The 21,270-nt window shown below is 41.8% G+C and carries 17 protein-coding genes, 7 tRNA genes, 1 rRNA gene and 1 pseudogene; 23 read left to right on the plus strand and 3 right to left on the minus strand.

The window, feature by feature from the left end:
* From ACYQ5K_RS16000 to ACYQ5K_RS16070, 15 genes are all read left to right on the plus strand, one after another.
* Window positions 1-122 (plus strand): 23S ribosomal RNA (locus ACYQ5K_RS16000); the annotation flags it as partial.
* 86 nt (window positions 123-208) lie between these two features.
* A tRNA-Asp gene (locus ACYQ5K_RS16005) sits at window positions 209-282 on the plus strand.
* Between the two features lie 44 nt (window positions 283-326).
* Window positions 327-399 (plus strand) — tRNA-Val (locus tag ACYQ5K_RS16010).
* A gap of 7 nt (window positions 400-406) precedes the next feature.
* Window positions 407-479, plus strand: a tRNA-Thr gene (locus ACYQ5K_RS16015).
* A 55-nt stretch (window positions 480-534) separates the two neighbouring features.
* A tRNA-Tyr gene (locus ACYQ5K_RS16020) sits at window positions 535-616 on the plus strand.
* A gap of 39 nt (window positions 617-655) precedes the next feature.
* Window positions 656-729, plus strand: a tRNA-Met gene (locus tag ACYQ5K_RS16025).
* 19 nt (window positions 730-748) lie between these two features.
* Window positions 749-821 (plus strand) — tRNA-Phe (locus ACYQ5K_RS16030).
* Window positions 822-855: 34 nt separating this feature from the next.
* Window positions 856-928: transfer RNA gene (locus tag ACYQ5K_RS16035), tRNA-Lys, on the plus strand.
* A gap of 127 nt (window positions 929-1,055) precedes the next feature.
* Window positions 1,056-2,768 (plus strand): ABC-ATPase domain-containing protein, encoded by a 1,713-nt coding sequence (locus ACYQ5K_RS16040; protein WP_459777970.1) that lies wholly within the window; start codon window positions 1,056-1,058, stop codon window positions 2,766-2,768.
* A gap of 27 nt (window positions 2,769-2,795) precedes the next feature.
* Entirely contained in the window at window positions 2,796-4,259 is a 1,464-nt protein-coding gene (locus ACYQ5K_RS16045; RefSeq protein WP_173689175.1) for a D-alanyl-D-alanine carboxypeptidase family protein, read from the plus strand.
* Window positions 4,260-4,726: 467 nt separating this feature from the next.
* Window positions 4,727-7,888: an isoleucine--tRNA ligase gene (gene ileS, locus ACYQ5K_RS16050; protein WP_173689176.1), complete on the plus strand. Its 3,162-nt coding sequence runs from the start codon at window positions 4,727-4,729 to the stop codon at window positions 7,886-7,888.
* 38 nt (window positions 7,889-7,926) lie between these two features.
* Window positions 7,927-10,395 (plus strand): glycogen/starch/alpha-glucan phosphorylase, encoded by a 2,469-nt coding sequence (locus ACYQ5K_RS16055; RefSeq protein ID WP_173689177.1) that lies wholly within the window; start codon window positions 7,927-7,929, stop codon window positions 10,393-10,395.
* Between the two features lie 42 nt (window positions 10,396-10,437).
* Window positions 10,438-11,337 (plus strand): SpoIID/LytB domain-containing protein, encoded by a 900-nt coding sequence (locus ACYQ5K_RS16060; protein WP_055248055.1) that lies wholly within the window; start codon window positions 10,438-10,440, stop codon window positions 11,335-11,337.
* A gap of 43 nt (window positions 11,338-11,380) precedes the next feature.
* Window positions 11,381-12,157, plus strand: a complete 777-nt coding sequence (locus ACYQ5K_RS16065; protein WP_173689178.1) for a M23 family metallopeptidase — start codon at window positions 11,381-11,383, stop codon at window positions 12,155-12,157.
* A 45-nt stretch (window positions 12,158-12,202) separates the two neighbouring features.
* Window positions 12,203-12,460: a GIY-YIG nuclease family protein gene (locus ACYQ5K_RS16070; RefSeq protein WP_173689179.1), complete on the plus strand. Its 258-nt coding sequence runs from the start codon at window positions 12,203-12,205 to the stop codon at window positions 12,458-12,460.
* A gap of 112 nt (window positions 12,461-12,572) precedes the next feature.
* Here the strand turns inward: ACYQ5K_RS16070 and trhA are convergent, their stop codons facing one another.
* A complete protein-coding gene (gene trhA / locus ACYQ5K_RS16075) occupies window positions 12,573-13,223 on the minus strand; it encodes a PAQR family membrane homeostasis protein TrhA (RefSeq protein ID WP_055248060.1) in 651 nt (216 codons plus the stop codon).
* A gap of 331 nt (window positions 13,224-13,554) precedes the next feature.
* On the opposite strand from trhA, the gene ACYQ5K_RS16080 reads away from it, so the two are divergent.
* Window positions 13,555-15,150, plus strand: coding sequence for a DEAD/DEAH box helicase (locus ACYQ5K_RS16080; RefSeq protein WP_173689180.1), 1,596 nt, complete (start codon window positions 13,555-13,557; stop codon window positions 15,148-15,150).
* 111 nt (window positions 15,151-15,261) lie between these two features.
* On the opposite strand, the pseudogene ACYQ5K_RS16085 reads toward ACYQ5K_RS16080, so the two are convergent.
* Window positions 15,262-15,330, minus strand: a pseudogene (locus tag ACYQ5K_RS16085) (NADH peroxidase); the annotation flags it as partial.
* Window positions 15,331-15,499: 169 nt separating this feature from the next.
* Between ACYQ5K_RS16085 and ACYQ5K_RS16090 the strand changes: the two are divergent.
* From ACYQ5K_RS16090 to ACYQ5K_RS16100, 3 genes are all read left to right on the plus strand, one after another.
* The gene (locus tag ACYQ5K_RS16090) at window positions 15,500-16,750 is read left to right on the plus strand and encodes a tyrosine-type recombinase/integrase (protein ID WP_459777974.1); all 1,251 of its coding nucleotides are present in this window, start codon (window positions 15,500-15,502) and stop codon (window positions 16,748-16,750) included.
* A gap of 17 nt (window positions 16,751-16,767) precedes the next feature.
* The gene (locus tag ACYQ5K_RS16095; RefSeq protein WP_459777976.1) at window positions 16,768-16,995 is read left to right on the plus strand and encodes a hypothetical protein; all 228 of its coding nucleotides are present in this window, start codon (window positions 16,768-16,770) and stop codon (window positions 16,993-16,995) included.
* Window positions 16,996-17,061: 66 nt separating this feature from the next.
* Window positions 17,062-18,321 carry a hypothetical protein gene (locus ACYQ5K_RS16100; RefSeq protein ID WP_459777978.1) on the plus strand — a complete coding sequence of 420 codons (1,260 nt, stop codon included), beginning with the start codon at window positions 17,062-17,064 and terminating at the stop codon, window positions 18,319-18,321.
* A 51-nt stretch (window positions 18,322-18,372) separates the two neighbouring features.
* Here the strand turns inward: ACYQ5K_RS16100 and ACYQ5K_RS16105 are convergent, their stop codons facing one another.
* Window positions 18,373-19,107 carry a recombinase family protein gene (locus tag ACYQ5K_RS16105; protein WP_459777979.1) on the minus strand — a complete coding sequence of 245 codons (735 nt, stop codon included), beginning with the start codon at window positions 19,105-19,107 and terminating at the stop codon, window positions 18,373-18,375.
* A gap of 307 nt (window positions 19,108-19,414) precedes the next feature.
* On the opposite strand from ACYQ5K_RS16105, the gene ACYQ5K_RS16110 reads away from it, so the two are divergent.
* The 4 genes from ACYQ5K_RS16110 (at window position 19,415) to ACYQ5K_RS16125 (ending at window position 21,098) form a co-directional block, all read left to right on the plus strand.
* A complete protein-coding gene (locus ACYQ5K_RS16110; protein WP_459777980.1) occupies window positions 19,415-19,876 on the plus strand; it encodes a hypothetical protein in 462 nt (153 codons plus the stop codon).
* Between the two features lie 141 nt (window positions 19,877-20,017).
* Window positions 20,018-20,437 carry a hypothetical protein gene (locus ACYQ5K_RS16115; RefSeq protein WP_459777981.1) on the plus strand — a complete coding sequence of 140 codons (420 nt, stop codon included), beginning with the start codon at window positions 20,018-20,020 and terminating at the stop codon, window positions 20,435-20,437.
* A 15-nt stretch (window positions 20,438-20,452) separates the two neighbouring features.
* Window positions 20,453-20,650 (plus strand): hypothetical protein, encoded by a 198-nt coding sequence (locus ACYQ5K_RS16120; protein WP_459777982.1) that lies wholly within the window; start codon window positions 20,453-20,455, stop codon window positions 20,648-20,650.
* Window positions 20,651-20,666: 16 nt separating this feature from the next.
* A complete protein-coding gene (locus tag ACYQ5K_RS16125) occupies window positions 20,667-21,098 on the plus strand; it encodes a hypothetical protein (RefSeq protein WP_459777984.1) in 432 nt (143 codons plus the stop codon).
* Window positions 21,099-21,270: the final 172 nt, after the last annotated feature.

Here is a 21,270-nt window from a genome sequence, read left to right on the forward strand (position 1 = left end):
AAGATGAGATATCCCTACGAAAGTAGTAAGACCCCTTGAAGACGACAAGGTAGATAGGGCAGAGGTGGAAGTGCAGTAATGCATGGAGCTGACTGTTACTAATCGGTCGAGGGCATAACCAAGAAGGTAGGACAGGGTAAGAAAATGGATGGAGTAAAGATTTAAGTTTGTATGTGGTTTTGAAGGTACATGAGATACCTTTAGGTATGGCCCGATGGCTCAGTTGGTTAGAGCGCCGCCCTGTCACGGCGGAGGTCGTGGGTTCGAGTCCCATTCGGGTCGCTTGCAAAAAGTACTTGTTGCTGATTGCTTAATTAAATTATCATGGGATCATAGCTCAGCTGGGAGAGCATCTGCCTTACAAGCAGAGGGTCATAGGTTCGAGCCCTATTGGTCCCATTGATATGCCGATGTGGCTCAATTGGCAGAGCAGCTGATTTGTAATCAGCAGGTTATCGGTTCGAGTCCGATCATCGGCTTGCATCAGACAGTTAATCTGAATGATGTCTGTTGGGAGACAGTAAAACTTCATATGGGTGGATTCCCGAGTGGCCAAAGGGGACAGACTGTAAATCTGCTGCAATTTGCTTCGGTGGTTCGAATCCACCTCCGCCCATTGCATATTTAAAAAAGATGTGCTATAATGAGATATCATCGCGGGATGGAGCAGTCTGGTAGCTCGTCGGGCTCATAACCCGAAGGTCGTAGGTTCAAATCCTGCTCCCGCAACTCACACATTAGTGTGTATGCCCAGATAGCTCAGTCGGTAGAGCAGAGGACTGAAAATCCTCGTGTCACTGGTTCGATTCCGGTTCTGGGCACTGTCTTCGAGAGAAGACAAGCTGTATAACAGATGGAGCATTAGCTCAGGTGGTAGAGCACTTGACTTTTAATCAAGTTGTCCGGGGTTCGAATCCCCGATGCTTCATGACTTAGAAGATGTAAATCCTGTATAAAAGAGGGTTTACATCTTTTTTCGTTTCGTAGGAAATATTGAAAGTGCTTCCCGTGAAACGAAAAAACTTATAAAATTTAATAAAAAAGGGGAGCGGGATATGAAATCAGCAGCAGAATTAGAAAAGAATTTGATGAGTATCAACCGAAGAAGTTATCCGGCTTACAAAGATTTGAGAGGGAGCTATCAATTCCAGGGATATCAGCTTAATATCGATCATGTTCAGGGAGATCCGTTTGCTTCTCCGTCAAAGCTGAGTATCCAGGTGAAGAAAGCACAGGCTGGATTTCCTGAAGAGTATTATACCAGTGATCATAGAAGAATTGCACTACAGGACTATCTTACCAGACAGTTTGGAAAAGCTGTTTCCAAATTTATGTTTCAGGCAAAAGGTTCGGGAAAAAGTGGACTGATCGGAATCAGCCGCTGCGGACAGGAAGTTCTGGAGAGAACTGCATTTGAGATTCAGAATGGAGACCTTCTGGTACGTTTTGAAGTGGGATTTCCAGCAAATGGACGGACGATCAATGCATTTGAACTGAAGAAGATTTTGTTTGAATATCTTCCGGAAGCTGTGGACAGATCCTTATATTATCAGAACCTGAACAAGCAGGACGTGAAAAAGTGTATAGAATTGGCGGAAGATCAGTATTATATTAGAAGAGAACTGACAAAACGGGGACTAATCGCATTCGTGGCAAATGGTTCGGTATTACCAAGAGAGAGCGGGGTATCACAGAAGCCCATGAAGGGCGCGATCGCTTTTGAAGCACCGGAGAGTATGGAGATAGAACTGGATCTTCCGTACAGGGGAAAATTAAAAGGAATGGGAATCCCGGAGGGAATTACTCTGATCGTAGGCGGTGGATACCATGGAAAATCCACGCTTCTGAAGGCATTGGAACAAGGCATTTACAATCATATTGCCGGTGATGGAAGAGAATATGCGATTACTTCTGATACCGCAATGAAGATCCGTGCTGAAGATGGAAGAAGTGTGTCCCATATCAATATTTCACCATTTATCAATGATCTGCCGAATAAGAAGGATACGGTGAACTTTTCTACAGAGGATGCCAGCGGCTCGACTTCACAGGCTGCGAATGTAGTTGAAGCGGTACAGTCAGGTGCAAAATGTCTTCTGATCGATGAAGACACCTGTGCGACGAACTTCATGGTTCGGGATGAACTGATGCAGGCAGTGGTATCCGGTGAACAGGAGCCGATCACTCCATTCACGCTTCAGGCGAGAAATTTATATGAGAAGCAGGGAATTTCCATTATTCTGGTAGCCGGAAGCTCAGGATCTTATTTTTATATTGCCGATCATGTGCTGCAGATGGATAATTACCGGACATACGATATCACAGATAAAGTAAAAAAAGTGATTGTCGGTAAATGTGAGACTGATGAAAAGAAGGTTCCGGTTGATGTAGCAGTGTTATTTGATAAGAAAAAGCACAGAAATTTAAGAGCCGGAAAAATGGAAAAGAAAAGAGACCAGGTTAAAATAAAACAGTTTGGAAAAGATTCCTTTTCTATAGGAAGAGAAAATGTGGATCTGAAATATGTGGAGCAGATACTGGATTCAGAGCAGACAACCGCACTAGCATACTGTCTGAAGAATCTGTTGGAAGAAATGGAACGGAAAGAGCAGGATGTGGATATCTGTGTAGAAAAACTCTGGGATCAGATTCAGAAACAGGGACTGGCATCCCTTTGTGGGGGAAGCTATCTTTCTGTATCGATGGCACAAATCCGGAAGCAGGATATATACGCGTGTCTGAACAGATATCGGGGATTTATTGGATAAGAGGAAAGAATTTGGAGGAGAAGATCCGTGAGGAGATGGAAGAAAGTTTTAAGTGCATCATTGGTGGCAATGATGGTTGGAAGCCTTGGAATGAATGCATTTGCAGAAGATACGTCGGCAAATGAGCCGATCGATACAACGGTCAGCAACTATAATCTGACAGAGGAAGAGACTTCCGGTAAAAAGGAAGAAGAAATTGAAGCCCTGCAGAAGCAGAAAATTGAGGAAGTGACACAGCAGGCGCATGATATGAAGATTGCAAGCAATGAACTGGAGAACTGGCCGGAAGGACCGGCAACGTACGGAGAAGCTGCAATCGTTATGGAAGCAAAAAGTGGCGCGATCCTTTATGCCAAAAATATTGATGGGAAAGCTTATCCGGCAAGTATCACGAAAATTCTGACGGCACTGATTGCTCTGGAAAATGGAAATCTGGATGACAAGATCACCATCACACAGAACAGTGTAGACTGTGTGACGGAAGGCGATGCTTATATCGGAATGATCGCAGGGGAGGAAATTTCTTTAAATGACGCGCTCCATGCACTTCTGATGGCATCGGCAAATGAAGTTGCCTATGCGATCGCTGAAAATGTTGGAGGACTTGGATATGACGGATTTATCGCGAAGATGAATGAACGTGCAAAAGAACTTGGCGCGGTAAATTCTGATTTTGAAAATCCGAATGGACTGAATGCGCAGAATCATTATACAACTGCACGGGATATGGCGTTGATCACGCAGGAACTGCTTGAAAATCACGAAGAATTTAAGACCATTGCACAGACATTGCAGTATACGATCGGCGCAACGAATCTGGTGGATCAGGCGAGAACTTTCCAGCAGGGAGATCTGATGTTCTACGACTGGAGTGATTATTATTATCCGAAGACGATCGCCGGAAAGACCGGGTATACAGATGAGGCACTGAATACACTGGTATCCTGTGCGACAGATGACAATCTGGAGCTGATCAGTGTTGTACTTAAAACCCATGGCAAGAATGTATATCCGGATTCCATCAATCTGCTCGATTATGGATTTAATAATTTTGCAAAATATACGATCGCTGATTATGAGGATTCTGGTGATTTTAAAGAGATCGATCCGGATGCATATGTTGTACTCCCGGAAAATGTGAATTTCGAGAACCTGGATTACGAGATTACACAGGATGATACGAACAGCAGCACCGGAACAGTAACTTATACTTATCAGGGCAACCCGGTCGGAAAAGCAGCTGTGACGTTGAGTGATGAATATCTGCAGAAGGATAACACAGAAAATGAAACACAGGTGCCTGGCGATAAGTCAGGCAGTGAAACACAGAAGCAGGCTCAGAGTACAATACCACGAGAGGTAATCCTTGTAATCTGTGCGATTGCTGCAGTGCTTATACTGATTATTGTATGGAGAGCTGTTCTGAAACATATGAGAAAGAAGAAAGTGGAAACAAACAGAAAGCGCAGAAGAGAAGTTGACAAAGATTAACGTCTGGTCAGTTAAATATAAGGAAAGAATCATGAAATACCGCAGAACCCCTTGACGAAGCAAGGGGTTCTTTATTATAATAACCTAGAAATGGTGAAAAAAGATCAAAAGACATTGACGAAGACAGTAAGGTTTATTTGAAAGGTAAAGCGAGCCGGGGATGGTGGAAGACCGGTGCAAGTAGGGTAGATCTGAACATCACTTCCGAGTTGCAGCAACTGAAAGCAGTCTGGCGAGTAAGTTCTGACGGTTATTTCCCCCGTTACAGGAAACTCATATGCTGGTATGCAGTAACAGGTGGTTAACGATGTACAGACTTTCGTCCTTTTACGGGTGAAAGTCTTTTTTATTTCATAGGAAATTCCAAAGGAACTTCCTATGAAATAAAAGGCACTACGTGCCGGGACACATTTTTTCTATATACCCAAAAATGCATACAAAGTCATTGATTCAGAAAGGAGCTTATCATGGCTAAGTACAAAAAAGTGGATACAGACCTGAAGTTTGTAGACAGAGAAAAAGAAGTTGAAAAATTCTGGAATGAAGAAGATATTTTCAAGAAAAGTATGGAGAATCGTAAAGAAGGAGAAACTTATACTTTCTACGATGGACCTCCGACAGCAAATGGAAAACCGCATATCGGACACGTTCTTACCCGTGTAATCAAAGATATGATCCCGAGATACCGTACAATGAAGGGCTACATGGTTCCGCGTAAGGCAGGATGGGATACTCATGGACTGCCGGTAGAGCTGGAAGTAGAAAAGCTGCTCGGTCTTGACGGAAAAGATCAGATTGAAAAATATGGTGTAGAACCATTTATCAATAAATGTAAAGAAAGTGTCTGGAAATACAAAGGAATGTGGGAAGATTTCTCTTCTACAGTAGGTTTCTGGGCTGATATGGAAAATCCATATGTTACTTATGATAACAACTTTATCGAGTCTGAATGGTGGGCTCTGAAGAAAATCTGGGATAAGGGACTCCTTTACAAAGGATTTAAGATCGTTCCTTACTGTCCACGCTGTGGAACTCCGCTTTCTGCACAGGAAGTTGCACAGGGATATAAGGATGTCAAAGAACGTTCTGCTATCGTTCGTTTCAAAGTCAAAGATGAAGATGCATACATCCTTGCATGGACAACCACACCTTGGACTCTTCCTTCTAATATCGCTCTTTGCGTAAACCCGGAAGAAGATTATGCAAAAGTAAAATGCGCAGACGGATATACCTATTACATGGCATGTGCTCTGCTCGACACCATTCTTGGAAAATTTGCAGAAGAAGACAAACCGGCATACGAAGTTCTTGAAACTTACAAAGGGAAAGATCTGGAATACAAAGAATATGAACCGCTTTACCAGTGTGCATATGACTGCGCAGCAAAACAGAAAAAGAAAGCATTCTTTGTTACCTGTGATGATTATGTAACGCTGACAGATGGTACTGGTGTTGTTCATCTGGCACCGGCATTTGGTGAAGACGATGCGAAAGTAGGACGTAAATATGACCTGCCATTCGTACAGCTCGTTGACGAAAAAGGTGATATGGGTGAGACCACTCCATTTGCAGGACTTTTTGTAAAGAAAGCAGATCCGGAAGTATTAAAAGATCTGGATGCACGCGGACTTCTCTTCGATGCTCCGAAGTTTGAACATAGTTATCCACACTGCTGGAGATGTGATACTCCACTGATCTACTATGCAAGAGAATCATGGTTCATCAAGATGACAGAAGTTAAAGATGACCTGATCGCAAATAACAATACCATCAACTGGATTCCGGAAAGCATCGGTAAAGGTCGTTTCGGTGACTGGCTTGAAAATGTTCAGGACTGGGGTATCAGCCGTAACCGTTACTGGGGAACTCCACTGAATATCTGGGAATGCGAATGCGGATGCCAGCACTCCATCGGAAGTATTGAAGAACTGAAATCCATGTCAGACAACTGCCCGGATAATATCGAGCTTCACCGTCCATACATCGATGATGTAACCATCAAGTGTCCGAAGTGTGGAAAACAGATGCACCGTGTACCGGAAGTAATTGATTGCTGGTTCGACAGCGGATCTATGCCGTTTGCACAGCACCATTATCCATTTGAAAATAAAGAATTATTTGAACAGCAGTTCCCGGCTCAGTTTATTTCCGAAGCCGTTGACCAGACAAGAGGATGGTTCTATTCTCTGCTGGCAATTTCAACTCTGATCTTCAACAAAGCACCATACCAGAACGTAATCGTTCTCGGACATGTGCAGGATGAAAATGGTCAGAAGATGAGTAAATCCAAAGGAAATGCAGTTGATCCGTTCGATGCACTGGAGACTTACGGAGCAGATGCAATCCGCTGGTATTTCTATGTAAACAGTGCACCATGGCTGCCGAACCGTTTCCACGGAAAAGCTGTTATGGAAGGACAGAGAAAGTTCATGGGAACACTCTGGAATACCTACGCATTCTTCGTACTGTATGCAAATATTGATGATTTCGATGCAACCAAATATGCACTCGAATATGAGAAGCTGTCTGTAATGGATAAATGGCTGCTATCCAAACTGAACACACTGATCAAGACAGTCGATAACAATCTTGCAAATTACCAGATTCCGGAAGCTGCAAGAGCACTTCAGGATTTCGTAGATGATATGAGTAACTGGTATGTAAGACGCAGCCGTGAACGTTTCTGGGCAAAAGGAATGGAACAGGATAAGATCAATGCTTATATGACTCTGTATACAGCACTTGTTACTGTATCAAAGGTTGCAGCACCGATGATCCCGTTCATGACAGAAGAAATCTACCAGAACCTGGTAAGAAGCGTAGATGAAAGCGCTCCGGAAAGTATCCACCTGTGTGATTATCCGGTTGCAAACGAAGCTTACATCGACAAGACTCTGGAAGAGAACATGGACGAAGTCCTGAAGATCGTTGTAATGGGACGTGCATGCCGTAATACAGCCAATATCAAGAACCGTCAGCCGATCGGAAAGATGTTCGTAAAAGGCGCTTCTGATCTGCCAAAGTTCTATCAGGATATCGTGGCAGACGAGCTGAATGTAAAGGCAATCGAGCTGACTGAGGATGTTCGTGCATTTACTTCTTATACATTTAAACCACAGTTAAAGACAGTTGGACCAAAATATGGTAAAATGTTAGGTGGAATCAAAAATGAACTCAATAATCTGGACGGAAATGCCGCTATGGATGAACTGAATGTGACAGGTGTTCTGAAGCTTCAGGCGAACGGTCAGGAAATCGAACTTGCAAAAGAAGACCTTCTGATCGATATGGCACAGATGGAAGGATATGTATCTGAGAGCGACTATGGTATCACCGTTGTACTGGATACAAACCTGACAGAAGAACTTCTGACAGAAGGATTTGTACGTGAGATCATCAGTAAGATCCAGACCATGCGTAAGGAAGCCGGATTTGAAGTTATGGACAAGATCAGGGTAACTTACGACGGAAGCGAAAAAGCAGAAAAAGTATTTGCAGAGTATGCAGAGCAGATCGGACAGGAGACACTTGCAGTTGCAGTTGAAAAAGCTGAACCTGCAGGCTATGTGAAAGACTGGAAGATCAACGGCGAAGCTGTAAATATGGGCGTAGAAAAGCAGGGAGAATAATCCCTGCCGCTGCGCAAAAATGAGAAGGGAATATAAGTATGTACAGTAAAAGATTTGAAAAAGAAACTTTTAAAAATGATGTGAAAGAAAATGTGCGGACACTGTATCGTAAAGAGATTGAAGAAGCAACTCCGCAGCAGATTTTCCAGGCAGTATCTTATGCAGTAAAAGAAGCAATCGTAGATGACTGGCTTGCAACACAGAAAACATACGAAAAAGAAGATCCAAAGACCGTATATTATATGTCGATGGAATTTCTTATGGGACGTGCACTTGGCAACAACCTGATCAACATGACTGCATATAAAGAAGTAAAAGAAGCCCTTGATGAGATGGGCATTGATCTGAATGTGGTAGAAGATCAGGAACCGGATGCGGCACTTGGTAATGGTGGTCTTGGACGTCTTGCAGCTTGCTTCCTGGATTCGCTTGCATCTCTTGGATACGCAGCTTACGGCTGTGGAATCCGTTACCGCTACGGTATGTTCAAACAGAAGATCAAAGATGGCTATCAGGTAGAAGTACCGGATAACTGGCTCAAAGATGGCAATCCGTTTGAAATCCGTCGTGACGAGTATGCAAAGGAAGTCCGTTTTGGTGGTACGATCCGTGTACAGTATAATGAAGAGACCAAAAAGAATAATTTTATTCAGGAAAATTATGAATCCGTACTTGCTATTCCATATGATATGCCGATCGTAGGATACGGAAACCATGTTGTGAATACACTTCGTATCTGGGATGCACAGGCGATCACAGACTTTAAGCTCGACGCATTTGACCGCGGGGAATACCATAAAGCGATCGAGCAGGAAAACCTTGCAAAAACGATCGTAGAGGTTCTTTATCCAAATGACAATCACTATGCAGGAAAAGAGCTTCGTCTGAAACAGCAGTACTTCTTTGTATCTGCCAGTCTTCAGGTTATGCTTGATAAATATAAAAAGAAACACAAAGATGTGCGCAAACTGTATGAAAAAGTTACGATCCAGATGAACGATACCCACCCGACTGTAGCAGTTGCAGAGCTTATGCGTCTGCTTATTGACCAGGAAGGTCTTGGATGGGATGAAGCATGGGAAGTAACAACAAAGACGGTTGCTTACACCAACCATACGATCATGTCAGAAGCACTTGAAAAATGGCCGATCGACCTGTTCTCAAGACTGCTTCCGCGTGTGTACCAGATCGTACAGGAAATCGACCGGCGTTTTGTAGAACAGGTACGCCGCATGTATCCGGGTAATGAAGATAAAGTCCGTAAGATGGCAATCCTGATGGATGGACAGGTAAGAATGGCTCACATGGCTATTATCGCGGGATACTCTGTAAATGGTGTTGCAAGACTTCATACAGAGATTCTGAAACATCAGGAGTTAAAAGATTTCTACGAAATGATGCCGGAGAAATTTAACAACAAGACCAATGGTATCACACAGAGAAGATTCCTTCTTCATGGTAACCCGCTGCTTGCAGACTGGGTAACAGACCACATCGGAGACGGTTGGATCACAGATCTGTCCCAGATGTCAAAATTAAAACCACTTGCTGATGATCCGAAGGCAAGAGCAGAATTTATGGATATCAAATACAAGAACAAGGAACGTCTTGCAAAATATATTCTGGAACACAATGGAGTAGAGATCGATCCGAGATCTATTTATGATGTACAGGTTAAGCGTCTTCATGAATATAAGAGACAGCTTCTTAACATTCTGCATGTAATGTATCTGTACAACCAGATCAAAGAACACCCGGAGATGTCCTTCTATCCGAGAACATTTATCTTTGGTGCAAAAGCTTCCGCAGGATATGTCCGTGCAAAAGAGATCATCAAACTGATCAACTCTGTAGCAGATGTGGTAAATAATGACCTGAGTATCAATGGAAAGCTGAAAGTCGTATTTATCGAAGATTACCGCGTATCCAATGCAGAATGGATCTTCGCGGCAGCAGATGTCAGCGAACAGATTTCTACCGCTTCCAAAGAAGCTTCCGGAACAGGTAACATGAAGTTCATGCTGAACGGTGCACCGACACTTGGAACTATGGATGGAGCCAATGTAGAGATCGTAGAAGAAGTTGGAATTGAAAATGCATTTATTTTCGGTCTCAGTTCTGACGAAGTTATTAACTATGAGAATAATGGCGGATATAACCCGCAGGAAATCTACTTCAATGACTGGGATATTAAGAGAGTCGTTGACCAGTTGATGGATGGAACTTATTCACATGGTGACCATGAGATGTTCCGCGACCTGTATAATTCACTTCTGAATACACAGGGTGGAGACAGACCGGACAGATACTTTATCCTGAAAGACTTCCGTTCTTATGCAGAAGCACAGAAGAAAGTGGAAGAAGCTTACAAGGATCCGGATCGCTGGGCTAAGATGGCACTCCTGAATACAGCAAGCTGTGGCAAATTTACTTCAGACAGAACCATTCAGGAATATGTTGATAATATCTGGAAACTGGATTATGTTACAGTTAAACCAGAAGCATAATCAGTCAAAACCTCTCATACAGTGGTATGGGAGGTTTTATTTATGCGAAAATACTTCAGACAGGCAGGCTATTTTGCTGCCATTCTTATATTACTTCCGTATATGGTTACGATTCTGCTGAATGGCAGAAGCGGTCTGGCGCAGGACAATGGGACGAGCCCGTATGTGACCGTAAAAAGTGACGAAAAGAACAGAAAAATTTCGCTGGATGAATATGGGATCGGGATTCTGGCTAAAGAAATTGAGGCAGATGCGGGGGCGGAAACGTTAAAGGCACAGGCAGTGCTGATCCGGACCAGCATTTACAAAAGCATCCAGGATGAGGGCACCAATACTGTCCTGACGAAGGAATACTGGACCAGGCAGCAGATGGAGAGCAACTGGGGAGCAGATCATTATGGAGAATATTATGAGAAGATGAAAGCTGCCTGGGATGAGACAAAGGGACAGGTTCTGCTGTATGACGGAAGGCTGATCCTGACTCCGTATCACCGGCTAAGCAACGGGAAAACAAGGTCTGGAAATGAAGTGTTTGGTTCGGAAGAGTATCCGTATCTTCAGAGCAGGGAATGTCCCGAAGATGTGGAGGCAAAAGAGGAGATGACCGTATCCATGATTCAGGGAAGCGACATGGAAGTGACAGGAACAGACAGTGCCGGGTATGTGACAGAGGTCCGTTGTGGCAGTGAAACAGTAAATGGTGAAGAATTCCGGAGAACCTATCATCTTGCCTCGTCATGTTTTACGCTTCAGGATTATGACGGGCAGACAAGGGTTACGGCGAAGGGAATCGGGCACGGTCTTGGGATGAGCCAGTACACGGCAGAGAAGATGGCAGAGGAAGGGAAATCCTGTGAAGAAATCCTGCAATATTTTTTCACTGATGTCAGTCTGGAAGAGGTCACGGATATTGTGATCGAAAAAAACAAAAAGGGAGAATAAGCTGGTCATTTTCTGGCAAAAATATTGTCAGAGGTGATAAAATATGAATAAAAAGCAGCAGTCCTCTAATAAGAGGAGAAAAAGAGCGTCGATCGGTCTTGCGGTCTGCTTTGCCGCTGCTATTGTGCTTACAGGAGCCTATACATGGAGAAATTACCGGGCAAATGTGAAGGATGAGCAGGCAAAGATCGAGGAAGAACAGCAGGCGAAAGAGGAAGAAATCAAAAGAAATGCGGAAGAGACAAGCAGTATTGCAAAGAAAGCGCTGGAAGATGAAGAGCCTGTGACAAAAGAGGACAGCCAGGCTGCAAATACGGCAGCAGATGGAAGTACAGAGAACAGGATGGATACATGGGAGACGGACAGCACGCAGACCGCAGGAACGGCAATGAACCTGAATTTCGGGGAGGACAGCCAGCTTCTGTGGCCGGTGGACGGCAATGTGCTGATGAGCTACAGTATGGATAAAACCGTATATTTTTCTACATTGGACCAGTATCGATATAATCCGGCGATGATCATATCCGGTGCGGTGAACGATAACGTGATCGCAGCAGCACCAGGTATAGTCAAATCCATTGACAACTTTGCGCAGACGGGAATCACGGTGACTCTGGATATGGGAAATGGCTACGAGTGCATGTATGGACAGCTCAAAGAAGTGCAGGTGAAAGTCGGTGATTATCTGGAAACGGCAAATGTGATCGGATATCTGGAGATCCCGACCAAGTATTACAGTCTGGAAGGCTGCAATCTGTATTTCGAGATGTTAAAAGATGGTCAGCCGGTCAATCCGATGGACTATCTGGCTGAAGAATAAGAGCAGGAGAAAGGAAGAGGGGCTTTTTAGTCCCTCTTTGAAGCGATGAATTATACATATATTTTAAAATGCAAGGATGAAACATTATATACCGGGTGGACGAATGATATTGAGAAGCGTCTGGAAGCGCATAATGCCGGGAAAGGCGCAAAATACACCAGATCCAGGAGACCGGTAGAGCTGGTGTATCTGGAGCAGTTTGAGACGAAGGAAGAGGCGATGCGGCGGGAGTATGCGATCAAGCATATGACGCGGAGAGCAAAGCTTGGGCTGGTGATGAACTATAAAGAGACAGGGCAGTAGGACATGAAACAGGAGAAGCAGATTTACTTCTCCTGTCGGCGTGTGCGTAATAAGAAATTGCTTTCTCAGCTTTAGTGGGGTGAGATTTCCGGATTTTTCGAGGATGCAGGGTTTACAATAAAGAATACATTACAACAAAGTGGCATGCACTTCCGCCCATCACGAAGAGGTGGAAGATTTCGTGGCTGCCAAAATTCTTATGCTTATTGTTGAAAATCGGAAGCTTCAGTGCATAGATCACACCGCCGATCGTGTAAATGATTCCGCCGGCGAGAAGCCATCCGAATTCTGCACGTGTCAGATTGTTGAGGATCTGACTGAATGCGAGGACACAGATCCATCCCATACTAATGTAGAGGACGGAGGATACCCATTTCGGGCAGAATACCCAGAACCCTTTGATAATGATTCCGGTGATTGCGATACCCCATACAAGTGCGAGCATGATAAGTCCGGTTCTGCGTTCCAGTACCAGCAGGCAGATCGGTGTGTAGCTTCCGGCGATCAGTACGAAGATCATCATATGGTCGATCTTTTTCAGGATCGTGTTGACACGTTCGGAAAGATCAAAGGTATGATAGGTTGTGCTTGCGGCGTATAAAAGAATCAGGCTGACTGCATAGATTGCAAGCGAGATCAGGTAAATCCGGCTCGGTTCGTGGGCTGCTTTTATTAAAAGTGGAAATGCGGCGAAAATTGCCATCAGCATGCCGATAAAATGTGTGATTGCACTTCCTGGATCTTTAATATGTTTCTTTTTCATCACAAATCCCTCCTTAGAGATGAATAATTAAAACTATCATATGTAGTAATCAATACTACATTAAGTATATGAGTATATTATACCGTTTATGCATAAAATGCAAGTGAAAATTGACTTTTTAAAAATTATTTGTTAGAATATAACGCGAATGTTACGATGCTCTTTACTTGTATTGTCACCAAGTAAGGAGTTTTTTATTGTGCATTGCGACGGATGAGGAAGATGTCGCAAGCGACCGCCGCAGGCGCGAGAATGGGCTCTGGCAGATTTTATATGATGGAGTTTAAGGTCATATTTGTAATTGGTAATGTATTTATAGAAAGGATAATGGATGGAAACAGTTAGATTTGAAGAAATGGGACTTTCGGAAGAGATTCAGAAAGCAGTAAGATACATGGGATTTGAGGAGGCTTCGCCGATTCAGGCAAAGGCAATTCCGGCAATGATTAGCGGGATCGATCTGATCGGGCAGGCACAGACCGGAACCGGTAAGACCGCAGCATTCGGGATCCCGATTCTGGAAAAGGTAGACCCGAAGCTGAAAAAGCTGCAGGCGATCGTTCTCTGCCCGACCAGAGAGCTTGCAATCCAGGTAGCAGACGAGATCCGCAACCTGTCCAGATATATGCATGGAATCAAGGTCCTGCCGATTTACGGAGGACAGGATATCGTAAAGCAGATCCGTTCCTTAAAGAGTGGAACACAGATCGTCATCGGAACTCCGGGGCGTGTGATGGACCACATGCGGAGAAAGACGATGAAGCTGGATTTTGTACACACGGTTGTGCTTGACGAAGCAGATGAAATGCTGAACATGGGATTCCGCGAGGATATCGAATTTGTATTAAGTGGTGTTCCTGAGGAGCGCCAGATTGTGCTTTTTTCAGCCACCATGCCGAAGCCGATCATGGAGATTACGAAGAAATTCCAGGATAACGCAAAAGTGATCAAAGTTACAAAAAAGGAACTGACTGTTCCGAATATTGAGCAGTATTATTATGATGTAAAGCCGAAGAAGAAAGAGGAAGTTCTTTCCAGACTTCTTGATATTTATTCACCAAGGCTTTCGGTGGTATTCTGTAATACGAAGAAGCAGGTGGATCTTCTGGTAAATGCACTTCTCGGACGCGGATATTTTGCAGCAGGACTTCACGGGGATATGAAGCAGGAACAGAGAGACCGCGTGATGCAGGGCTTCCGGACCGGTAAGACAGAGATCCTGGTAGCGACGGATGTGGCGGCCCGTGGAATTGATGTAGATGAAGTGGAAGCAGTATTTAACTATGATCTCCCGCAGGATGATGAATATTATGTACACCGTATCGGGCGTACCGGACGTGCAGGACGCGAGGGAAGAGCATTTTCTTTCGTATCAGGAAAAGAAGTTTACAAACTGAAAGAGATCCAGAGATACTGCAAGACGAAGATCTATGCACAGAAAGTTCCGTCACTGAATGACGTTGCGAATACTAAGATGGAAAATATTCTGGATGATGTGGAGCGTGTGATCGAGCAGGAAGATCTGGACATGATGATCAATGCGATCGAAGAACGTGTCAATAATTCTGAATTTACAGCAATGGATATGGCAGCAGCATTTTTGAAAATCTGCTGTGGAATGACAGAGGATAATAAAAATACAGAGGAAAATGACTGGGAATTTGGAGATACCGGTGCAGGTGAGGACGGAATGGTACGTCTGTTCATCAATATTGGCAAGAAGCAGAGAGTACGTCCGGGAGATATTCTTGGTGCGATCGCCGGGGAAAGCGGAATGGATGGAAAGCTGATCGGAACGATTGATATGTATGATAAATATACATTTGTTGAGGTGCCGAGGGAATATGCCCGTGAGGTACTGAATGCGATGAAGAATGTGAAAATTAAAGGGAAGACGGTGGCTGTGGAGCCGGCGAACCAGAAATAGGAGGTCGAGCCAGCTCGAATGCGCTGCGCTACTTCTCGCTGCAGGCTGTCGCCTAATAGGGATAAATAGAAGAGCCNNGGCTCTTCTATTTATCCCTGCTCGGCTTGTAGCTTAGCCAAAGTAGCGTTTGAGTAATCCTTCGAATGCTTTTCCGTGTCTTGCTTCGTCTCTAGCCATTTCATCACAACCTTCACTGCGTTCGGTTGTGCAGGGGTAACTTAAAAGCCAATAAACAAAAGGCTTTAACTAACCTTCAAGTAGTCAATTCTTTAGTCAATTCTACAACAACTTCTAACAACATTATACAAGTGTGGTCAACTATAGTCAACTAAGAAGGAGAAAGAAAATTATGGCAACCACACAATCAAAAAAAGCAGAATCCCAAGAGGTAGGAGTTTATCAATTAAAAAATGGTCTTTGGGCTTACAGATTCATTGTGAAAATCAATGGAGAACAGAAAACGCAAAGAAGGTCTAAAGACGAGGAAGGCAACCCTTTTAAAACCCAGAAGCAAGCAGCAAGAGCAAGAAAAAAGGCATTAGAGAAAGTACAAGCAGAAGTCCCTCCTGCTGCTGCACCAAAGGGCAAAGAGATTGTCAGAAAACGAATTAGAGAAGTTTATGAGGAATACTGCGAATGTGGAAGAAAAGATAAAGCATACGCAACTATCAAGAAGCAGGAAGCCCTTTGGAATAATCATATTTTAGAGAGGTTCGGTTCTAAGTATGTTGATACTGTCAGAGTAGCAGATGTGCAGGACTTTCTTGCAGAGTTATACTGTGTAAATGGTTATGCGTATGGTTATGTGGAAGGGTTTTTAAAGCAGTTCTATTTGATTTTCGGTCAAGCCTATTCCAGAAATTATTTGTCTGTTGGTGATTACAACAAACTCTGTGTGAACAAAAATACAAAAATCAAAATGCCCTCTAAGAAATCAACAGACATAACAGACATTGAAGTTTATACAGATGAAGAACTGAAATTCTTAGATGAATACTTCAAAGGGAAAACTGTAGAAACTGCTTACATGATAGGTCGATACTGTGGCTTGAGAGTTGCAGAATGTTATGGTCTTACATGGGATAGAATCAATTTGCAAGAGGGTTACATTTCCATTGAGAGACAGATGAAAACACATGACGGGCTTGTGTATCTGAATGCCCTTAAAACCCCAAACGCAAGAAGAAAAGTTTTTATCTGTGACACTCTCAAGGAATATTTAACAAACCTTCAAGAGCAGATTAAAGAGTATGAGGTTGTGTACCAGAAGCAGAGAGAACAGAATGAAATTAAGGTAATAGACGCAGCAGGAGGAACAGTATCATCGTTAAGACTTGTAAACACTTTACCAAATGGAAAAATCCAGACAGAACATGCAATCAGACATCATAGGCAGCACATTCTCAAAATTGCAGATGTTGAATTTAAGTATCACAACTTGCGTCATACTTTTGGTACAAAATTGGCACTTATGAACACACCAGAACACATTTTGTTGAAGCAAATGGGGCATAGCAAGAGTTCCACAACCCACAAATACTATCTGGCGATGTCAGAGCAGGCAGTACAAGAACTGAAAAGTAACTTAAACAAACTTTGATTGGGGGAAGTGGAATAATGGATAGATTAAGAGAAATTATGGGGAACTTATCAGATATAGAGTTTGGTATGGAGAGTCTCTCTTATGTATTGGGTTCTCTGGAAGAGATTTATGAATTAAGACATGAACACGAATTACAGAAGAATGTTTTTCTGTTTAAAATGTTACTGGATTCCATGGCAGAGAATTTGAGTAATAGAATTGATGAAATTGATAGGTTTATTTTAAAAAGTAGAAAAGATTGACATACGCAGCGTGAAAATTTACAATATTACAGATAAAGACAAATTTGAATTTAGGAGAATATAAAGATGTTGAAATTGGGATATGCTGAGATTGATATAACACCAGACACACCTATGTCGTTAATAGGCTTTAATCGCGAAGATGATATGTCTCGAGGAGTACTAAAATCATTAATAGCACAAGTATCTGTGTGGGAGAATGAAGAGCGTTGTTGCTTGATTTGCATTGATAGTATTGGTTTTGCAAAACATTTGGCAGATAGTTTGAGAATGAAAGTGAGTAAAGTCTTAAATGTATCAAGAGATAAAGTTATGTTATGTTTTTCTCATTGTCATTCAGCACCAGATGCAGATAATATGCCACATTATTATGAAATGGTTTGCAAAAAAATCGAGTTGGCTGCAGAAAGAGCGTTATCTGTTATGCAACCAGTTTTATGTGGTTGGACTAATGTGGAAGCTGAAATAGGTGTCAATAGGCGAGAGGGGAATACAAGTCTCGATAAAAGAGTGGGGCTCTTAAAGGTTAGTGAGGAAAGCAAAGATGATATGCACTTGCTTTTGGTAAGAGTAACTGCTCATTGTAATGTGCTTAAAAGCGACAACTATTTAATATCACCTGATTACTTCGGTGCAATAAGAGATGTATTGCAGAGAAAATTTGGTTGCCCAGTTATGGTAATACAAGGGTCGGCTGGGAATATAGCACCTAAGTATTTCAAATCTGCAAACACTCCGATAGACGCAAGAGGAACTGAATACATTAGGTCGAATACTGCTTTAGAGGATATGGCGAATAGCATTTATGAAAAAGTTGTTGATGTAATAGAAAATATTGAGGTAATGAGTAACTTATCTGCCAAAATGTATTCTATCGACACAGTGCTTCATTCTAATGTACCATCATTGGAAAGAGCAGAACAAATTGCAACAGAGGCAAAACATTACTGTAACATTGATGGAACAGAATGGTTGACAGAAGTTAATCGCTTGCATAGAGCAGGAGTAGCCCAACAAGAAGATGAAATTGAAATTCAGTATTTTAGTATTGGGCAATGGTGCATGTGTGGTGTCCCTTATGAACTGATGGTAGAGTTTGCTTTGGAGTGCATGAAAAAAAAGAATGATGCATACTTTTATGTAAATGGTTATACAAATGGATGCTTATCTTATTTTCCAACAGAAGAGGAATATGAATTAGGTGGGTATGAGGTGTATTGGTCGCTGCTTATTTATTTTAAGTATTTCAATAGGGTCTTTCCACTTGAAAAAGAATCTGCATCTAAATTGATTGACTGCATTCTTTATGAATCTGAAATGAAATAATAAATGAATTTTTCGGTTTGTAGTAGAAGTGACACATAAAGGCAGCAGGGCTTATTGCTCTGCTGCTTCTTTTAGTTCTGCTTTGTATTTGTAGTAGGAGTTTCTGGAAATTCCTGCTATTTTTATAACTTCGGAGTCTGTGTTAGTTCCATTGAAATCTTTGCTATTTTTAAGAATGATTTCTTTTGCTTCTTTTTCTTTCTTTGTGGTGTACTTCTTGCCTGCCACTCTTCCAATCTGTTTTCCATTGAGTTTTGCAGTTTTGATACCTTCTGATGTTCTCTGATGTAAGTCCAGAACTTCCTTCTCTGCCTGCTCAAAGGCTATTCTGATTTGGGCTTTGGCTAAGTCTATTGTGTACTTGTTCAAGGCTTCTATGATATTGTTTATAAACTCATCTGTTGCTTTGTTGCCAGTATTCAACTTGATTTCGATTTGGTTCTGTAAAGCTTGCTTGTAAACTTCTGTGTTGATGTGTGGCTCTTTCAAGAAAACAAGAGTAATGTTTCTGTTGAACAAGTCCTCATACAGTTCACAACCTTCATCTGCATTTCTTGAAAATCTGGAAACAGAATCGAAAACAATTCTCACATTTTTAGTTCCTGCTTCTTGAGTTGCTAATTTATATAACTTGTTCCAGTCTTTTCTTCCATTTATCTTAGTTCCAGTAAAAGTCTCTTTAACTATGTGTGCAGCAGGGTACACATCTAAGATGTTTCTCTCTTGTCTATCAATATTCTGCTTTGGTGTTGAAATTCTGCAATAACCATAATCAATGTATTCCATGTTCAAAATCTCCTTTTACAACTCTTTAATACCAAATTAAACGAACCTCTTTTTTGATACTATAATCATACCATTTTTGTCACTAAAAGTCAACAATTTTGGTACAAAAACAGAGAGGTTTAATTTGGTACAAGTATAAGAAAATCTTTTTGAAAAAGTTTTAAAACTTTTATCGAAGTACAAAATCTTGCACACCAGTAGCAGTATACTTAGTACATAAGATGAAGCAAGGGAACAGAACAAAAAACAACAACTTCATCACAACTTATCAAAACAAATAACCAAGAGAAAAGGAGATTTAACAACTATGAAAACAAATGGAGTAAGTTTCAATCACGCAGCAAAGGAAATCATCATCACTAAGGCTTTTGAAAAGGCAGCAAACAAGATTGGTTCAACAGAATACAATGAGTTAGTCAAAATCAGAAGAGACTTCCCAGATTACACAATCAGAAGAAAAGAAATTGAAGTAAACAAGTCTAAACAGGCTTACAAGGGATTATCTGTAAAAGAAATGAGAAGATTCCTTGCAACCAGAAGCGAAAAAGAAGTGGCACTTTTTGACAAGGTTTGCGAGATAGCAAAAAACAAGCAGGGAAAATATGCAGTAATTAAGAAATGGTTCTTAGATAACTACAAAGAAGCCTACGAAAAAGAACTGGAAAACCTCAAACTTGCAGCAGAATTAGAAGAAATTGCAGCAGGTGTTGAAGAGTTCGAAGAGTCTGAATCAGTAGAAGTAGCAGTTTCAGAAAAGATTGCAGCCTAAGAAAAAAACTTAAAAAGATTTTATCCAAGTACAAGAATTTGCACACCTTGCGAAGTATAATTAGTACATAAGATGAAGCAAGGAAATAACAACAACTTCATACAACTAATAAAAAATTACAATTAAAGGAGAACAAATACCATGAAAAAACTTAGCAGAATTAACTTCAATCACGCAACAAAGGAAATCATTATCACAAAGGCTTTCGAGACAGAAGCAAATGTAATTGGTTCTGCTGCTTATGACGAATTAGTGAGAATCAGAAAAGACTTCCCAGATTACACAATCAGAAGAAAAGAAATTGCCAAAAAAGACAATAAGAAGTCCTTCAAAGGTCTTACAGTAGAAGAAATGAGAAGATTCCTCTCTACTATTGGAGAAGCAGATGTAAAACTCTTTGAAAGAGTCTGTGAGATTGCCGAAGGTAAGCAGGGCAAATACGCAGTAATTAAGAAATGGTTCTTAAACAACTATAAAGAAGCTTACGAAAAAGAACTGGAAAACCTTAAACTTGAGAAAGAACTTGATGAATTGGCAGCAGAACTTGAAGATGTTGCATAAGAAGGGAGAATAGCCATGAGCAAAGAAAAGAGATTGGAAGTAGCCAACGAAATAAAGCAACTGTCTCTGGCATGGAATTTGTCTATGAGAGAGACAATGGAAGAAATGCTCTGCCACTATTACGACAGCACCCCAGTAGCATGGGAAGAGGTTGCAGCAGAGATTGAGCCACTAACAGATGAAGAACTGTTTAACAAATTGTGTGAATTATAAAAAGGAGATTACGAACATGAGAGAGATTACTATTGATTTTATCGCAAACAAAATTGTTGTTACTAAAGGATTTTATGAAAATGCAAAAGTTCCTGCAACAGAGGAAAATGACAGATTAAGAGCAGTTTTAAGTGACTACCCAAACATGAAAGTCTCTGTGAGAGAATGCAGCAGAAAGAACAAGCCAAACGCATTCAAGGGCTTAACATACAGATACATGAGAAAGTTTATCTCTATCATGGACAACGAAAATCTTGATATTTTTGAAAGAGTTATCCTGCATTTCGAAGGTGTTTATACAGAAAATGGAGAAGTGTATGCAGCAGTTAGGGATTGGTTTCTTGAGAACTACCCACACCACAAGGAAATGATTGTGGCAGCAGTACCTACACGCAAGGCTTCCCTTGCTTCTGTACCAGTAGCAGAAGTAAGTGGGGCAGCAGCCTAAAATCATCTAAAGGGTGGGGGCTATGTTTCGGGAGAGCGAGGTTTTTAATTCTCTCGTCATCGTTGCCGAGGTCTTCCCTGCTGCGAAATGCAATTTTGAAAAAGGGAAAACGAAAATGATTGGAAAAATAAAAAATCCCCTTTTTCCAAATGGCGAGGGCACTGAAAAACCT

This window comes from Allocoprococcus similis, from assembly GCF_054660775.1.

Excerpts from the sequence above, each read along its gene's own strand:
- ACYQ5K_RS16040 (WP_459777970.1), top strand. The coding sequence starts at position 1,056 with ATGAAATCAGCAGCAGAATTAGAAAAGAATTTGATGAGTATCAACCGA.
- ileS (WP_173689176.1), top strand. The coding sequence starts at position 4,727 with ATGGCTAAGTACAAAAAAGTGGATACAGACCTGAAGTTTGTAGACAGA.
- ACYQ5K_RS16055 (WP_173689177.1), top strand. The coding sequence starts at position 7,927 with ATGTACAGTAAAAGATTTGAAAAAGAAACTTTTAAAAATGATGTGAAA.
- ACYQ5K_RS16060 (WP_055248055.1), top strand. The coding sequence starts at position 10,438 with ATGCGAAAATACTTCAGACAGGCAGGCTATTTTGCTGCCATTCTTATA.
- ACYQ5K_RS16065 (WP_173689178.1), top strand. The coding sequence starts at position 11,381 with ATGAATAAAAAGCAGCAGTCCTCTAATAAGAGGAGAAAAAGAGCGTCG.
- ACYQ5K_RS16070 (WP_173689179.1), top strand. The coding sequence starts at position 12,203 with ATGAATTATACATATATTTTAAAATGCAAGGATGAAACATTATATACC.
- trhA (WP_055248060.1), bottom strand. The coding sequence starts at position 13,223 with ATGAAAAAGAAACATATTAAAGATCCAGGAAGTGCAATCACACATTTT.
- ACYQ5K_RS16080 (WP_173689180.1), top strand. The coding sequence starts at position 13,555 with ATGGAAACAGTTAGATTTGAAGAAATGGGACTTTCGGAAGAGATTCAG.
- ACYQ5K_RS16090 (WP_459777974.1), top strand. The coding sequence starts at position 15,500 with ATGGCAACCACACAATCAAAAAAAGCAGAATCCCAAGAGGTAGGAGTT.
- ACYQ5K_RS16095 (WP_459777976.1), top strand. The coding sequence starts at position 16,768 with ATGGATAGATTAAGAGAAATTATGGGGAACTTATCAGATATAGAGTTT.
- ACYQ5K_RS16100 (WP_459777978.1), top strand. The coding sequence starts at position 17,062 with ATGTTGAAATTGGGATATGCTGAGATTGATATAACACCAGACACACCT.
- ACYQ5K_RS16105 (WP_459777979.1), bottom strand. The coding sequence starts at position 19,107 with ATGGAATACATTGATTATGGTTATTGCAGAATTTCAACACCAAAGCAG.
- ACYQ5K_RS16110 (WP_459777980.1), top strand. The coding sequence starts at position 19,415 with ATGAAAACAAATGGAGTAAGTTTCAATCACGCAGCAAAGGAAATCATC.
- ACYQ5K_RS16115 (WP_459777981.1), top strand. The coding sequence starts at position 20,018 with ATGAAAAAACTTAGCAGAATTAACTTCAATCACGCAACAAAGGAAATC.
- ACYQ5K_RS16120 (WP_459777982.1), top strand. The coding sequence starts at position 20,453 with ATGAGCAAAGAAAAGAGATTGGAAGTAGCCAACGAAATAAAGCAACTG.
- ACYQ5K_RS16125 (WP_459777984.1), top strand. The coding sequence starts at position 20,667 with ATGAGAGAGATTACTATTGATTTTATCGCAAACAAAATTGTTGTTACT.